General features: G+C 60.1%; 16 protein-coding genes. 10 read left to right on the plus strand and 6 right to left on the minus strand.

The genetic code is table 11. The features are described from left to right. Positions 1–180: 180 nt before the first annotated feature. The 3 genes from glpK to glpD all read right to left on the minus strand — a co-directional run bounded on the left by glpK (position 181) and on the right by glpD (position 3534). Entirely contained in the window at positions 181–1668 is a 1488-nt protein-coding gene (glpK, locus tag AB4874_RS16340) for a glycerol kinase GlpK (protein ID WP_368392778.1), read from the minus strand. A gap of 105 nt (positions 1669–1773) precedes the next feature. Beyond that, positions 1774–1917 carry a hypothetical protein gene (locus AB4874_RS16345; protein ID WP_295530028.1) on the minus strand — a complete coding sequence of 48 codons (144 nt, stop codon included), beginning with the start codon at positions 1915–1917 and terminating at the stop codon, positions 1774–1776. A 27-nt stretch (positions 1918–1944) separates the two neighbouring features. Then, on the minus strand, positions 1945–3534 hold the full coding sequence (gene glpD / locus AB4874_RS16350) for a glycerol-3-phosphate dehydrogenase (RefSeq protein ID WP_368392779.1): 1590 nt from the start codon (positions 3532–3534) through the stop codon (positions 1945–1947). A gap of 192 nt (positions 3535–3726) precedes the next feature. Here glpD and AB4874_RS16355 point away from each other — a divergent pair, with 192 nt between their 5' ends. Both AB4874_RS16355 and truA read left to right on the plus strand, forming a co-directional pair. Further along, positions 3727–4485: a DeoR/GlpR family DNA-binding transcription regulator gene (locus AB4874_RS16355; protein ID WP_295530035.1), complete on the plus strand. Its 759-nt coding sequence runs from the start codon at positions 3727–3729 to the stop codon at positions 4483–4485. 73 nt (positions 4486–4558) lie between these two features. Beyond that, positions 4559–5326: a tRNA pseudouridine(38-40) synthase TruA gene (gene truA / locus AB4874_RS16360; RefSeq protein WP_368392781.1), complete on the plus strand. Its 768-nt coding sequence runs from the start codon at positions 4559–4561 to the stop codon at positions 5324–5326. A 6-nt stretch (positions 5327–5332) separates the two neighbouring features. Here truA and AB4874_RS16365 read toward each other — a convergent pair whose 3' ends face one another. From AB4874_RS16365 to AB4874_RS16375, 3 genes are all read right to left on the minus strand, one after another. Further along, a complete protein-coding gene (locus AB4874_RS16365; RefSeq protein ID WP_368392782.1) occupies positions 5333–7264 on the minus strand; it encodes a polysaccharide biosynthesis protein in 1932 nt (643 codons plus the stop codon). Between the two features lie 120 nt (positions 7265–7384). Continuing rightward, entirely contained in the window at positions 7385–8002 is a 618-nt protein-coding gene (locus AB4874_RS16370) for a sugar transferase (RefSeq protein WP_368392783.1), read from the minus strand. Further along, positions 7999–8880: an NAD-dependent epimerase/dehydratase family protein gene (locus AB4874_RS16375; protein ID WP_368392784.1), complete on the minus strand. Its 882-nt coding sequence runs from the start codon at positions 8878–8880 to the stop codon at positions 7999–8001. Before AB4874_RS16375 ends, AB4874_RS16370 begins: the two co-directional genes overlap by 4 nt. A gap of 204 nt (positions 8881–9084) precedes the next feature. On the opposite strand from AB4874_RS16375, the gene AB4874_RS16380 reads away from it, so the two are divergent. The 8 genes from AB4874_RS16380 to AB4874_RS16415 all read left to right on the plus strand — a co-directional run bounded on the left by AB4874_RS16380 (position 9085) and on the right by AB4874_RS16415 (position 16012). Continuing rightward, entirely contained in the window at positions 9085–9951 is an 867-nt protein-coding gene (locus AB4874_RS16380; RefSeq protein ID WP_295530050.1) for a branched-chain amino acid aminotransferase, read from the plus strand. 65 nt (positions 9952–10016) lie between these two features. Continuing rightward, the gene (locus AB4874_RS16385) at positions 10017–10472 is read left to right on the plus strand and encodes a universal stress protein (protein WP_295530054.1); all 456 of its coding nucleotides are present in this window, start codon (positions 10017–10019) and stop codon (positions 10470–10472) included. Positions 10473–10542: 70 nt separating this feature from the next. Next, positions 10543–11103, plus strand: a complete 561-nt coding sequence (locus AB4874_RS16390) for a NifU family protein (RefSeq protein WP_295530058.1) — start codon at positions 10543–10545, stop codon at positions 11101–11103. Then, a complete protein-coding gene (gene tsaB / locus AB4874_RS16395; protein ID WP_368392785.1) occupies positions 11096–11752 on the plus strand; it encodes a tRNA (adenosine(37)-N6)-threonylcarbamoyltransferase complex dimerization subunit type 1 TsaB in 657 nt (218 codons plus the stop codon). Before AB4874_RS16390 ends, tsaB begins: the two co-directional genes overlap by 8 nt. Next, a complete protein-coding gene (locus AB4874_RS16400) occupies positions 11749–12174 on the plus strand; it encodes a GNAT family N-acetyltransferase (RefSeq protein ID WP_368392786.1) in 426 nt (141 codons plus the stop codon). The genes tsaB and AB4874_RS16400 overlap by 4 nt, the downstream gene beginning before the upstream one ends. Before the next feature lie 153 nt (positions 12175–12327). Further along, positions 12328–13317, plus strand: a complete 990-nt coding sequence (locus AB4874_RS16405) for a BMP family lipoprotein (RefSeq protein WP_368392787.1) — start codon at positions 12328–12330, stop codon at positions 13315–13317. Beyond that, positions 13317–14915 carry an ABC transporter ATP-binding protein gene (locus AB4874_RS16410; RefSeq protein WP_368392788.1) on the plus strand — a complete coding sequence of 533 codons (1599 nt, stop codon included), beginning with the start codon at positions 13317–13319 and terminating at the stop codon, positions 14913–14915. Before AB4874_RS16405 ends, AB4874_RS16410 begins: the two co-directional genes overlap by 1 nt. Further along, a complete protein-coding gene (locus tag AB4874_RS16415; RefSeq protein ID WP_368392789.1) occupies positions 14915–16012 on the plus strand; it encodes an ABC transporter permease in 1098 nt (365 codons plus the stop codon). The genes AB4874_RS16410 and AB4874_RS16415 overlap by 1 nt, the downstream gene beginning before the upstream one ends.

The raw sequence follows: 16012 nt of genomic DNA on the forward strand, positions 1-16012 counted from the left end.
AGTGATCCCGTGAACTTGGAAAACGTTCTTGGCCAAATCAAGGCCGATCGTGGTAACTTGCATGGGGTGGCTCCTCTCATAAGCAGATATCGACACCTGCAGTATGGCGCATTGCGACGCCCGTTGAAGCAGGAGCCATCCACCCCATCAGCGATCGTCACCCAAGGGACGCCCGTCTTGTCAAATCGCGGCGATGGTGGCTTTGACCGCCTTTTGCCAGCGCGCATAACGGGCTTCGCGCACGTCTTCTGGCATTTGCGGGGTGAAGGTGCGCTCAAGGGCCCAGGACTTGGCGAAAGCCTCTTGATCGGGGTAAATCCCGGCCTTGTGGCCCGCAAGCCAAGCCGCCCCAAGCGCGGTGGTTTCCAACACTTCGGGGCGATCTACGGGCGCGCCCAGAATGTCGGCGAGAAACTGCATCGCCCAATCCGACGCCGTCATGCCGCCATCGACGCGCAGCGTCGGCGGCGCGTCATCGGCCCAATCTGCCTGCATAGCGGCCAACAGATCGCGGGTCTGAAAGCCGACCGATTCCAGCGCGGCACGGGCAAATTCGGCAGGCCCGGAATTGCGCGTCAGGCCGAAAACCGCACCACGCGACTCTGCCTCCCAATAGGGTGCGCCAAGGCCGGTGAAGGCGGGCACGATGATCAGTTCTTGATTGGGGTCCGCGCTTTCGGCGAGCGTCTGGGTCTGACTGGCCGCCTCGATGATGTGCAAACCATCGCGCAGCCATTGCACCACCGCACCGGCCACAAAGATCGAGCCCTCAAGCGCATAGGTCACTTTGCCGTCCAGCTGATAGGCAATTGTGCTAAGCAAGCGATGCTCAGAGCGCACCATCTGATCGCCCGTATTCAGAAGCGCGAAACACCCCGTGCCATAGGTCGATTTCAACATGCCCGGCTTGAAACACGCCTGACCGACGCAAGCTGCCTGCTGATCGCCCGCCACACCAAGGATCGCAATCTCAGCGCCCAGCAGATCACTTTGCGCCATCCCGAAATCGGCGGCGCAATCGCGCACTTCGGGCAGCATATCCATGGGCACGTCAAGGCGGTCGCAAATCGTGCGTGACCAGCGCCCCTTGGCAATATCATACAGCATCGTGCGCGCCGCATTGGTCGCATCGGTCAGATGCGCCTTGCCACCCGTCAGCTTCCAGATCAACCAACTGTCGATCGTGCCAAAAGCCAGCTTGCCCGCCTGCGCACGCGCGCGAGCCCCGTCGACATTCTCCAAAATCCAGCGCAGTTTCGTGGCCGAGAAATACGGATCAATCAGCAACCCTGTGCGCGAGGTGATCGTTTCTTCAAACCCCGCATCGCGCAGCTCGCGGCAATAGTCAGCGGTGCGCCGGTCCTGCCAAACAATCGCATTGTGCACCGGCTCCCCGGTATCGCGGTCCCATACAACGGTCGTTTCGCGCTGATTGGTGATGCCGATGCCCGCGATATCAGAGGGCGCGATGCCAGCGCGGTCAATCGCTTCACGCGCGGTCGCAAGAACAGAGTCCCAGATTTCATTGGCATCATGTTCGACCCAACCCGAGCGGGGGAAATGCTGCGCAAACTCTTGTTGCGCAGAGGTGACCGGGCGCAGATCACCGTCAAACAGGATCGCGCGCGTCGAAGTGGTTCCCTGATCGATCGCTAAAATATGGGTCATGGTTCGGGGTCCGCAGTTTTGGGAAAAGGGATGGGGCGAGTGTGGATTGCCAGCGCCACATCGCAAGGCGCAAAAGAGGCCGAGGCTCTCCCCCGGCCCGCTATCTTATCGGGCGGAATTACGCATCCAGCTTTTGACCAGCGCGTCATGGCTCACCGTCACCGTGACATTCTGCAAGACCATATCCAGCGGATGAATTTGCCTGCGCCCATCAACCGAATTGGACACCGATTTGAGTTCTAGCGTCATAGTTCCTCCCTTTGATCGCGCCCTCTCCTAAGCGGCGACCAATGTGCTGACATGGTGCAGCACGAATTCCTCCAATGTCGCGACCTGCTCTGGGCTCAGACGCAATCCGAGTTTGGTACGCCGCCAGATCACATCTTCAGCCGAACGCGCCCATTCCTTTTCGATCAGCCAGATCACCTCAGCTTCGCTGAGCGTCGCACCGAAATCGCGCCCCAAATCGGCGGCGGATTTTGCCGACCCCAAAATCTCACGCGATTCCAGCCCGTAATGGCGCATCATCCGCTGTGCCCAGGCCTCGCCCAGAAACGGATAATCGCGCGCCAGATCGGCGGTAATCTGTGCGGTGTCTTGCGGCTTGAACGCGCCTCCGGGCAGCGATACGCCAGCCGTCCAAGCCCCTTTGAGGTCGGGGAAGAAGGGGGCGATCTTTTCCAGCGCATGTTCGGACAACCGCCGATAGGTCGTGATCTTGCCGCCAAACACATTGAGCACCGGCGCGCCGCCCGCATCATTGAGCGAGAGCACATAATCGCGCGTCGCCGCCGTGGCCGAGCTGGCCCCGTCATCATAAAGCGGACGCACGCCGGAATAGGTCCACACAATATCGTCGCGCGTCACCGGCTTGGCGAAATAGTTCGAAGCGAAGGCACACAGATAGTCTTGCTCTTCGGGCGTGCATTGCGCCTTGGAGGGGGCGCCCTCATGTTCCTTGTCGGTGGTGCCGATCAGGGTGAAATCCTGCTCATAGGGGATTGCAAAGATGATCCGCCCGTCCTCGCCCTGAAAGAAATAGCACTTGTCGTGATCATACAGCTTGCGCGTCACGATATGGCTGCCGCGCACCAACCGGATGCCCTCGGTCGAGTCGATCCCGATCGTGCCGCGCAGCACCTGATCGACCCAAGGTCCACCGGCATTGACCAGCACTTTGGCGTAGTGATCGGCGCGCCCTTTGGGCCCCTCGGTCACGATGTGCCACAGCCCGTCTTCGCGGCTTGCCGAGATCACCTTGGTGCGCACCATGATCTGTGCGCCGCGCGCCTCGGCGTCGCGCGCATTCAAAACGACCAGCCGCGCATCCTGCACCCAGCCATCGGAATATTCATAGGCCTTGTGAAATTTCGGATTCAGCGGCTTGCCCGCCGGGTCTTGCGTCAAATCCAGCGTCGCGGTGCCGGGCAGCAATTTGCGCTTGCCCAGATGGTCATACATGAACAACCCCAGCCGGATCAGCCATGCCGGGCGGCGGCCTTTCATCCATGGCATCACGAAGGACAAAAGCTTTGAGGTCGGCGTCTCGGTCTCAAAGCGCATGTCGCGGTGATACGGCAGCACAAAGCGCATCGGCCACGAGATATGGGGCATTGCCGACAGCAGCACCTCGCGTTCCTTCAGCGCCTCACGCACCAGACGGAATTCGAAATACTCCAGATAGCGTAACCCACCGTGAAACAGCTTCGTCGAAGCCGAAGACGTCGCTTGCGCCAGATCGCCCTGCTCGGCCAGCGCGACCGACAGGCCACGCCCAGCTGCATCGCGCGCGATTCCGCACCCGTTTACCCCACCGCCGATCACGAATAGATCTTTCGGCACATGGTGTTGATCGTCTAAAGGCACCGACGCCCCTCCCTCTCAAGTTGCGACCAAGGAAGAACATATCATGAGCATAAGTCAACTTTATATTTTCGTTTTTATTCGAAATTGATATAAACGAACAAAAGCGCGCCAAATTCGAAAGCTCAAAGATGTGGAGAAAGCTGTTTCGTGACAAGATTCTAGCGCTGCGGCACCTGTAACGGAGGGGGACTTATGGCACTTAATGTTCGACAGAAACAAATTCTTGAGATCGCGCGCAATGCTGGCAGCGTGGCGGTCGAAGACCTTGCCGATCAGTTCACGGTGTCCCTGCAGACGATTCGACGCGACCTGTCGGACCTTGCCGAAGCGGGCCATATGGACCGGGTGCATGGCGGCGCGGTTTTGCGCACAGGGGTCAGCAACTTTGCCTATGACGAGCGGCGGCGAATGAATGAGGGGGCGAAGTCTGCGATCGCCAAAGCCTGCGCGCGCGCGATCCCGGACAATTGCTCGATCATCCTCAATCTTGGGACCACAACCGAAGCCGTGGCGCGCGAATTGCTGGGGCATCGCAACATCACGGTGGTCACGAACAACATCAACGTGGCCAATATCCTGCTGGCCAATGACAGTTGTGACATCATGGTGGCCGGTGGCAGCTTGCGTCGCCTTGATGGTGGTCTGGTGGGCGATCTGACGGCGGATTTCATCAACCAGTTCAAGGTGGATTACGCAGTGATCGGCACATCGGCCTTGGATGAAGATGGTGATCTGCTGGATTACGACCTTGCCGAGGTGCGGGTGAGCCGGATGATCCTGCGCCGTGCACGCAAGGTGTTTCTGGTGACCGATGCATCGAAACTCGCGCGCTCTGCCCCGGTGCGGCTGGCTTCGCTCAGCGATATCGACACGCTTTTTATCGACGCACCCTTGCCCGAAGCGCTGCGCCAACGCTGCGCCGACTGGGAGACCAACGTCCAAATCGTGTGACGCGGGCGGTCTTGGTGCGACGGCGCGCGGAAAGGGATTGCAGCCACAGGGGGCGTCGCGCTATGGGCAGATTATGCCCAGATACGCGTTTCAAATTGAATATGATGGCGGCCCATTTGCCGGCTGGCAACGCCAGGTCAACCAGTCTTCAGTGCAAGGCTCGGTGGAGGCGGCATTGGCGCGCCTCGAACCGGGTCCGCATTCGGTTATAGCTGCCGGGCGCACGGATGCGGGCGTTCATGCCAGCGCGCAGGTCGCCCATGTTGATCTTGCAAAAGACTGGGATGCGTTTCGCCTGTCGGAGGCGCTCAACTACCATCTGCGTCCGCACCCGATTTCCATTCTCGCCTGCGAACGCGTCAGCGAGGATTTCCACGCCCGCTTTTCCGCGATCGAGCGGCGCTATGCGTTTCGGCTGGCCTACCGCCGCGCCCCACTGACCTATGAGCGCGGGCAGGTCTGGCGCATTCGCAAGCCGCTTGATCTTGAAGCGATGCGCGCAGGCGCGGCCCATCTGATCGGGTGGCACGACTTTACCTCGTTCCGCTCAACTTACTGCCAAGCGAAATCTCCCGAGAAAACCCTCGACGAGATCACTATCGAGGCGCATGAAATCGCCAGAGGAATGGAATATCGCTTTCATCTGCGGGCGCGCTCGTTCTTGCACAATCAGGTGCGCTCGATCGTGGGCACGCTGGAACGCGTTGGGGCGGGATCTTGGGCGCCAGAGCGTGTGAAAGAGGCGCTTGATGCGCGCGACCGGGCAGCCTGCGGACCGGTCTGCCCGCCGCATGGGCTCTATCTGGCAGGTGTTGGCTACCGCGACGATCCCTTCGCCTAGCCCGCCTTATTCGCCGGGGCGATTGGCCGGGCGGTTCACAGCGCTGCGTTCTTGGACGACGCTCATCTGAAGGCTTTCTGCGGCGTGGCTTTGCGGCATATATTCGGGGATCGCGCGCGCCAGCGTGGCCAGCATCTCGGCGGGGTCATTGCGCTCGATCGCATCGCGCAAATCGCGCAGCATCGCGGCGGTTTGCAACTCTGACAACCGATCCTCGCGCACGCGGATGATCTTGGGATGCGAGGTGCTGCCCGCACCTTTGCGCACCATCAATTCCTCATACAGCTTTTCACCCGGGCGCAGTCCCGTCGTGACGATTTCAATATCGCCATCAGGATTGGCCCGATCACGCACCTGAAAGCCGCGCCCCTCGATCATCCGCCGCGCCAGATCGCGGATCAGCATGGGCTTGCCCATGTCCAACACATAGACCTCGCCACCATCCGCGAAGCTTCCCGCCAGCAAGACCAGTCGCGCCGCCTCTTGGATGGTCATGAAATAACGCGTCACCCGCAGATCGGTCAGCGTCACTGGCCCGCCCCGGAGAATCTGCTCTTCGAACAAGGGCACCACAGAGCCCGAAGACCCCAAGACATTGCCAAAGCGCACAATCGAAAAGATCGTTCCCTCAGGCCGGTCTGCCAGATCCTGCACAACCAATTCGGAGAGGCGCTTTGAGGCGCCCATCACCGAGCCCGGTCGCACCGCCTTATCCGAAGAGACCAGTACGAAACGCGCCACCCCCGCCTCGCGGGCAGCGCGCGCCAGAACCTGCGTTGAGAAGACGTTATTCTGAAGCCCCGCGCGCATATTTTCCTCGACCAAGGGAACATGCTTATAGGCTGCGGCATGCATCACCGCATCGACACCATTCTGCGCGAATAGGCTTGCCACCAGAACTGGATCAGCCGCCGAACCAAGCACGGGCACGATCCGCGTACCAAACGGCTCGGCAAGCAGGCGCAATTCTTGATTTGCGGCGTAAAGTGCAAGTTCAGACAGTTCGAGCAAGATCAGTTGCGCCGGACGACAGGCAATGACCTGCCGGCACAATTCCAGACCGATCGAGCCACCCGCACCCGACACCAGCACCGTGCTGCCTGCGTAGGCAATGTAGCTAGAACTGAGCGTTTCAAACAGATCATCACGCCCAAGAAGCTGGCCTGATTTAACCGGCTCAAGGCGCGAAGCAAGCGTGCTGTCATCAATCAGCTGTGCAAAGGCGGGCAGCGTTTCCGTTGTGATCCCAAGCGCCTCAAACTGACGCGACAGTGCTGTCTTGCGATCCGCGGGCAGGTCTGGATCTGCAAGGATGACACGGTTGATATTGTAAAGTACACGCAGTTCTTCCGCCTTGAAAACGGGATAAACCGTCAAGCCGTTCACATGCGAGCCGCGCAGCGCCGGGCTGTCATCAATAAAGCCATAGACCATCACGTCAGGACGATCCATCATCTCGCGAGACAGTTTGATCCCGGAAAATCCTGCACCATAAATGATGACCCGCGACACAATCCGCGAGCGGCGATACAGCATCGTCAAAAGCTGCAGCATGCCCCGGCGCAGCACGATATAGCTGAGAAAATACAGCATCCCAAATAAGGTCGGCGCAATTGGCCTGAGACGTTGAGACGAAACCACCTCCAACAGCCCTGACATCATCGTCAGACCGATGGACATGATCAAGGCGCGTGTTATCGCCTCAGCATCGAAATGTTTGAGCTGCACGCGATGCAAACCAAGCATCATCGACAGACCGCCTGCAACGATCATCAAGATTGGCAGATATCTGGGACCCAACTCAAAGATCGTGCGGTTATACTCAAGAAGCAAAAGCGCGGACATCAAGCCGACAATTGGCACCAACGCCACATCAACCGCCAAAAGGAAGAGATCCTTTTGTTTGCGCGTGAGACCCATGAACCGTTTAAGCAACATCTATGAAAATTCCCGCCATAGTTGTAACGCGCATCAGCGATGCACGCTATTGGCAAGCTCATAGCTATATCTACATCATTAACAGGTTCTTAATTTTGGAAGCCTGCGCCGCAGCAATATTCAGCCGAAGACGCTTTTGAAGGTCCGCCAAATGAGCACGAGATCGAAACAAACCGACATATGCTTTTGATAGATCAGGTCCAGCTTGGCCTTGGCGGGAACACACCGTCGCGCATAGGTCGCATCGACCTCAGCTGCACTGGTGCACTGTCCGAGAATCCACGTTTCATGTTCATTAAAACAAAGCGATGCGAGCCCGGTGACCCCTGGCGGCGTCTTGAGTACCTCCGCATAGATATCGGGGAAACGTTCGACATATTCGCGCAAGGGTGGGCGGGGTCCGACAAAGCTGATGTCACCGCGATAGATGTTCCAGAACTGCGGCAATTCATCTGCCCGCAGCTTGCGCATGATCCCGCCCATCCGGGTAATTCGTTGCTGCTTATGCCCGCCAGACACCCCCGAATCACCTGCAACGACTTCCATTGTGCGAAATTTCAGCAGGCGAAAACTTTGAGTCGGGGACTTCATCCGCTCGGCGGCGTAAAAATAGGGCCGCTTTTCAAATAGGATCACCGTGATCAGCGTGAACAGGAACAATCCCGCGACCAATGGCGTCAGCGCCACTGCCAGCGCCAGATCAAAGAGGCGTTTTGCCAGACGCTGCGTGCGTGTCATGCCATCTCCTGCCGTATGCGTTTCATATCTTCGACCAGATCGGCAGCGTCACCATCTGCGCGCCCCACAAGACCCAAACGCACCGCCTGCGTCACGTCCAGTTCGACGCGCGCGATTGCGGCCTCGGGTGCTGGAATCGGCTGCCATCGCTCCCCGGCCGCAGTCAGCAAATCATCCATCCCAACCACACCGGGGAGCGCGAGATTGAGCCGCTTCGGGAGACGCGCGCGATCGGCAACGGCCAGGCGAACCAGCCGCGCTATCGCAGCCGCCAGCGCACCGGGCCCGATATAGCTGCGCTGCGGCGCGCGGCCATCGGCAAAAACATGCAGGCGGCGGCCCTCAGCGGGCGCAGCCGCGCCGAGCAGCGCATCCGCCCCCGCCACATTCCCAATGCGCAGCGCACAGCCATGCGCCATCCCGGCCAGCATCGCCTCCATGTCGCATTTCGAGCGGCCATAGGCATTGAGAGGCGCGCAAGGCGTGTCTTCGGTCAGTGGCCCGGCCCCGCGCCCATAGACCGCAGCGGACGATGCCGCGATCAGCGGCACCCCCGCCATTTGCGCCGCGTCGCGCGTAGCCTTGGCCAATGCAGCATTGACGACCAAAGCCTCGGGGGGGCCGTTGATCACCCCGGCCAGCAGCAAAACCGCATCGGCCTGAGCGCAGGCGCGCGCCAGCGACTCGGGCGCGTCGAGAATGTCAAACACCGGCCCGTCCAGACCTGCCGCGCGTCGCGCCTGCCATATCGGCACAATCCCCGCTGCATCAGGCGTTGCGCACCAAGCCGCGCGCAGCATCGTTCCCAATCGCCCGGTGCCGCCCAAAATCAGCAACTGCGGCAGATCGGCGCGCGGAGCTTTGGCATCAACGGGCATAGGGAAAATCCATACTGATATTCATTTCAAACCAGTATCATCTTGCTGTTACGTTAAGATCAAGCGCTCTCACCGCCCATGCGCCACGCTATTTCACTGACGCAAAGGTGAGCGCATTTGCCCTCTCGTTTGGCACCGATACAATCGCATCTCTGGACAGCGTCGGCGCGGGGTGGTTTTCTCCGCCGACTTCAGGAGGGTCCCATGGCATTCGGCACGAATATTCGCACTTGGTTCGAAGGTAGCTGGCACGAGGGCGATATCCCCGTCATGCGCGCCGCCGATCACGGACTTTGGCAAGGCAGTTCGATCTTTGACGGCGCACGACTGTTTGACGGGCTGGTGCCCGACCTTGATCTGCATTGCGCGCGCGCCAACCGCTCGGCCGAGGCGCTAATGGTCACGCCAACGATTGACCCCACCGAGATGGTCGAGATCGCCCGCGAAGGTCTGCGCAAATACGCCAAGGGGGCCGCCGTTTATGTGCGCCCGATGTATTGGGCGATTGCGGGGTCGGATCTGGGCGTTGCGCCGAAACTGGGGGAAACCCGCTTTGCGCTATGTCTGGAAGAGGTCGCGATGCCTGATCCTGACAAGGCTACGACACTGACCACCACGCAGTTTCGCCGCCCCGTTCTGGCCGATAACGTGTGCAACGCCAAGGCGGGCTGCCTGTATCCGAACAATGCGCGCATGCTGGTTGAGGCGCAGAGCAAAGGGTTTGGCAATGCGCTGGTGCAGGATTCCCACGGCAACGTTGCCGAAAGCGCCACGGCAAACGTCTTTATGGCGCGCGACGGTGAAGTGTTCACACCGATTGCGAATGGCACTTTCCTTGCCGGGATCACCCGCGCGCGCCACATCAAGAACCTGCGCGCTGCGGGATTTAGCGTGCATGAAACGGTGCTGACCCTTGAGGATTTCCGCGCAGCAGATGAGGTATTCTTGTCAGGCAATTTCGCCAAGGTCACGCCTGTCGCGGCCTTTGACGATACCCGCTACGAAATCGGTCCGGTGACCCGTGCCGCGCGCGAAACCTATTGGGATTGGGCGCTTGGCGCGCCGCTGTAAGCGCAGTTGCCAAAGCCGCCCACCCGCGCGATGATCGCCGCGCGATCCGCGAGCCCGGAGGAAAGATGCGTAAATTTCTGGTCGTTCTTGACGATACCCGCGAATGCCTCAACGCGATGCGCTTTGCGGCGATGCGCGCCTCCCATACCGGGGGCGGCGTGCTGATTCTGTCGGTGATCCCGCCCGAGGAATATCAGCATTGGATCGGTGTCGCCGAAATCATGCGCGATGAAGCACAGGAACGCATCGAGGCGCATTTTGAGGTCTTCGCGAAATGGATGCGTGATCGGCAGGGCGTGGACCCTGAATTGCTGATCCGCGAGGGGGATTCCACGACAGCGATCCTTGAAGTGATCCGCGAGCACCCTGAGGTCGGGGTGCTTGTGCTGGGGGCCGGTACGGGGAAATCCGGGCCCGGCCCCTTGGTCACGCAGATGACAAAAGAGGCCGGCTCGCTGCCCTGCCCTCTCACCATCGTTCCCGGCGAGATGTCCAAGGAAAAGCTTGAACAGATCACCTGAGTTGACCCGCCGAATTCTTGACTATTTCACTCGGAAGGCGCATATGTGCCCCACGCCAAGGAGGCTCGCCATGTTTATTCAAACCGAAACCACACCGAACCCCGCAACGCTAAAATTCCTGCCCGGTCAGACCGTGCTTGAGGCTGGAACTGCTGACTTCCCCACGGCCGAGGCGGCTGTGAAGTCACCGCTGGCGGCGCGCATCTTTGCCGTGCCGGGCGTGACGGGCGTGTTCTTTGGGTCCGATTTCGTGACCGTGACAAAGGCAGAGGCGACTTCGTGGGATCACGCAAAACCCGCGATCCTTGGCGCGATCATGGAACATTTCCAATCTGGCGCCCCGGTGATTGAGGGCGAAGCTGCGCCTTCGGGTCATGCCGAGCATGACGGCGAAGACGGTGCCATCGTCGCCCAGATCAAAGAATTGCTCGACACGCGGGTGCGCCCTGCCGTCGCTCAGGATGGTGGCGACATCACCTTTCACGGGTTCGAGCGCGGCGTGGTCTATCTGCATATGCAAGGGGCCTGTGCGGGCTGTCCGTCTTCGACGCTGACCCTGAAAATGGGCATCGAAAACCTGCTGCGCCACTACATCCCCGAAGTCACCGAGGTGCGCCCGGTCAATGCGTGACGCGCTGATCCTTGGCTTTGATACATCGGCCGCGCACTGCGCGGCCGCTTTGCTGTGTGGCGATCAATGCTTGGCCGCACGCCAGGAAGAGATGACCCGCGGACAAGCTGAACGCCTGATGCCGCTGCTCGAAGAACTGCTTGCCGAGGCTAGCGCAAGCTGGCGTGATCTGGCGCGCATCGGCGTGGGTATCGGGCCGGGGAATTTCACCGGCGTGCGGATCGCGGTGTCTGCCGCGCGCGGTCTCGCGCTCAGCCTGAAAATCCCCGCTATCGGCGTATCAAGCCTTGAGGCCGCAGCCCATGCCAGCCAAGGCCCGGTTCTTGCCGCCATCGCCGCGCCGCGCGCGCGGGGCTACTTTGAGGGCTATCGCATGGCCCGCTCCATCGCCCTGCAAACACGCGAGATCGCCGAACTACCCACCGATTGGGCAGAGCCGGGGCTGACCTGCATTGGCTCTGCCGCCGAAGACGCCGCGATGCAGCTTGGCGCCACCGTCCGCCCCGCCGCCTTCGCACCCGCCGAAGCCATCGCGCGCATCGCCGGAGAACGGGCGCTGGTGGCGGGTTTACGCCCTGCGCCACTTTATCTTCAGCCCGCCGATGCCGCGCCGCCCTCTGATCCGCCGCCGGTAATTTTGGACCGATGACCCCTGCTGAACTCGCCCAGTTGCACGCGGCCTGCTTTACAACGCCGCGCCCTTGGTCGCAGGGCGAGTTTGATGATCTCCTGAAAACCTCTGGTGTCTTTCTGCTCAGCCAACCGGGAGGATTTCTGCTCGGCCGCGTGATTGCGGATGAGGCCGAATTGCTGACCCTCGCCGTCGCCCCCGAACAGCGCCGCAAAGGCATCGCGCGCGCCCTTGCCGCGGCCTTTCACATCACCGTGAAGTCGCGCGGCGCGCAAACCGCTTTTTTGGAGGTTGCCGCCGAAAATGCGGCTGCGCGCGCGCTCTATTTGGCAGCGGGCTGGACAGAATCGGGGCGGCGCAAAGCCTATTATCATGCACCCGATGGCCACCGAAGCGATGCGATCATCATGGTTTTGTCCGTTGATGGGGCAAACGGCTGACCAATCAATCAAATTTGCAAGCATCCCTTACGTCAGCGCCATTTTGACGCTTGACCCCCTTGGCAAGCTCTGCCCAAATTCAGTAGTCCGCGGGCCCATAAGAGGCGCGCCAACAGGCCTATCCAAAAAGGCCCTAATGACCGGGAGTATTTCATGACCTTTCTTAAACAGTTTCTTGGCGCCGCAGCCACGCTTGCGCTGAGCGCCGGTGCCGCGCTCGCCGAGCCTGCGATCATCTATGACCTTGGTGGCAAATACGACAAAAGCTTTAACGAAGCCGCGTACAATGGCGCAAAGCGTTGGGCGGACGAAACGGGCGGCAAATACAAGGAACTGGAAATGCAGTCCGAAGCCCAGCGCGAACAAGCGCTGCGCAAACTGGCTGAATCGGGAGCCAACCCGATCGTGATGACGGGCTTTGCCTTTGGTGACACGCTCAATCAAGTGGCCCCCGATTATCCCGATACCAAATTCGCAATCATCGACATGGTTGTCGATCAGCCCAATGTCGAATCGATCGTCTTCAAGGAAGAGCAAGGGTCGTACCTTGTCGGCCTGATGGCGGGCATGGCCTCGAAAACCGGCACTGTTGGTTTTGTCGGCGGCATGGACATTCCGCTGATCCGCAAATTCGCCTGTGGTTACGTGCAGGGCGTCAAGGCGGCGAACCCGAACGCCACGGTGATCCAGAACATGACCGGCACGACCCCGGCCGCGTGGAATGACCCGGTGAAGGGCGGCGAGATCGCCAAAGCCCAGATCAGCCAAGGTGCTGACGTGATCTATGCCGCCGCTGGTGGCACCGGGATTGGCGTGTTGCAAGCGGCGGCTGACGGGAAAATCCTGTCGATCGGCGTGGACAGCAACCAGAACTATCTGCACCCGGGTCAGGTTTTGACCTCGATGCTCAAGCGCGTCGACACGGCCGTTTACAACGTGTTCAAAAATGGCGGAGACATCAAACCGGGCATCAAGGTGATGGGCCTTGGCGATGACGGTGTGGGCGTGGCCCTTGATGACAACAACAAGGCGCTGGTGACCCCGGAGATGCTGAAAGCTGTGGATCAGGCCAAGGCCGATATCATCTCGGGCAAAGTTCAGGTCCATGACTACATGTCGGATGACAGCTGCCCGGTTAAGTGATGAGCGCAGCAAATAAACCAAAGGCGGGGCGGCAGGCAACTGCCGCCCTTGGCGCTAAAAATGCAGCCACGCCCGCAAAAGTGCCCGCGATCGAGTTGAAAGGCATCTCGAAAGCCTTTGGCACGGTGCAGGCGAATAAAGACATCGCGATCCGGGTCATGCCCGGTACGATCCATGGCATTATCGGCGAAAACGGCGCGGGAAAATCCACGCTGATGTCGATCCTCTATGGGTTTTACAAGGCCGATAAGGGCGAGATCTGGATCAAGGGTCAGCGCACCCAGATCCCCGACAGCCAGGCCGCGATCAGCGCCGGCATCGGCATGGTCTTTCAGCATTTCAAACTGGTGCAGAACTTCACCGTTCTGGAAAACATCATCCTTGGTGCAGAGGAAGGCGCCTTGCTGCGCCCCTCGCTCGCCAAGGCCCGCAAAGAACTCAAACGGCTGGCCGAAGAGTATGAGCTGAACGTCGATCCTGACGAGCTGATCGACGAGCTATCCGTAGGCCACCAGCAGCGCGTGGAAATTCTCAAGGCGCTCTATCGCCAAGCCGATATCTTGATCTTGGACGAGCCAACCGGCGTGCTGACCCCCGATGAGGCCGACCACCTGTTCCGTATCCTCGATTTCCTGCGCAAAGAGGGCAAAACGATCATCCTGATCACCCATAAGCTGCGCGAAATCATGGAGATCACCGACACGGTTTCGGTGATGCGGCGCGGCGAAATGACTGCGACCGTCACAACCTCGGAAACCTCGCCCGAGCAACTGGCGGAGCTGATGGTCGGGCGCAAAGTTTTGCTTAACGTGACCAAGACCAAGGCCAATCCCGGCGCCACGGTGCTGGAGGTCGAAGACCTGCGCGTGCGCGATGAGGATAAGGTTGAGCGGCTCAAGGGCATCAGCCTGAACATCCGCGCGGGCGAGATTCTGGGCATTGCGGGCGTGGCTGGAAACGGTCAGTCCGAATTGCTCAAAGTGCTGGGCGGCTTTGCCAATGGCACGGGCACGATCCGCATCAAAGGCGAAGAGATCGACCTGACCGGCAAGCATTCCGATGGTCAATCGCGGCGCGCACGCGGCATTGCCCACGTTCCCGAGGACCGCCACCATCTGGGGCTGATCCTTGATTTCATGGCGTGGGAGAACATGATTTTCGGCTACCACACCGAGGCGGCCTATCAAAAGAATGCCCTTGTGATGGATAATGCCGGGATCATCGCGCATACCGCCTCGGCGATGGAGCGCTTTGACGTGCGCCCACCGATCCCGACCTTGCCTGCCAAAAGCTTCTCGGGCGGCAATCAGCAAAAGATCGTTCTGGCGCGCGAGATCGAGCGCGATCCGGTCTTGCTACTGGTTGGGCAACCGACGCGCGGCGTCGATATCGGCGCGATCGAGTTCATCCACAAACGCATCGTCGAGCTGCGCGATCAAGGCGCAGCGATCTTGCTGGTCTCGGTCGAGCTGGATGAAATCTTTGCGCTTTCGGACAGGATCGCCGTGATGTTTGACGGCCAGATCATGGGCGAGCGCCTGCCTGAAAACACCGATGAAAAAGAACTGGGACTGATGATGGCAGGGGTGGCGACGTAATGGAAAAGACCCCGAAATGGATTGACGTGGGGCTGATCCCCCTGCTCAACCTGCTGATTGCCTTTGTGATTTCCGGCATCGTCGTGCTGCTAATCGGGGAGAACCCGGTGCAGGCGATCAAAGTGATGGTGGATGGCGCTTTGGGCTCGCCCTATGGCTGGGGCTACACGCTGTTTTACGCCACCAACTTCATCTTCACCGGGCTGGCCGTGGCCGTCGCCTATCACGCCAGCCAGTTCAATATCGGCGGTGAGGGACAGGCGACACTCGGCGGTCTTGGCGTGGCGTTGGTCTGTCTGGCCTTCCCGTGGCCGCATTGGTCGATCGCGCTGCTTGCGGCGATGATCGGCGGCGCGGTGTTTGGCGCGGCTTGGGCGGCAATCCCGGCCTATCTGCAAGCCAAACGCGGCAGTCATATCGTGATCACCACGATCATGTTCAACTTCATCGGCGCGTCGCTGCTCAATTACATGCTGGTCAATGTGCTGCGCCCGCGCGGCTCGATGGACCCGGCCACCGCGCGTTTTGCCAATTCCACGCATTTGCCGACCTTCCATGATATGCCTCTTATCGGGCAGTTCTTTGGCAAATCGGTGCCGGCGAATATCTCGTTCTTCATCGCCGTGCTGGCGTGTTTCCTCGTCTGGGGGCTGATCTGGCGCACGCGGCTGGGCTACGCGATCCGCGCCTTTGGTCGCTCGGAATCCGCCGCGCGCTATGCCGGTATCTCGCCTGTGAAAATCGTGATGGCGGCGATGCTGATTTCGGGAGGGCTAGCGGGTCTGATGGCGATCAACAACGTCATGGGCACGGGGCACCGCCTTGTTCTGAATTCGGTCGAGGGCGCGGGTTTCATCGGCATCGCCGTGGCGCTGATGGGGCGCAATCACCCGTTTGGCGTGTTTCTGGCTGCGTTGCTGTTTGGCTTTCTCTATCAAGGCGGCGGCGAGTTGGCGCTGGAAACCACGATCCCGCGTGAGTTGATCACCGTGATCCAAGCGCTGGTGATCTTGTTCACGGGTGCCTTCGACAACATGCTGCGTGCGCCGATCGAAAGCTTTTTCGTCGCGCGTGCCAAAGCCAACAAGGAGGCGTAA

Origin of the sequence: Thioclava arctica (assembly GCF_040892615.1) — a bacterium.
Lineage (GTDB): Bacteria > Pseudomonadota > Alphaproteobacteria > Rhodobacterales > Rhodobacteraceae > Thioclava > Thioclava arctica.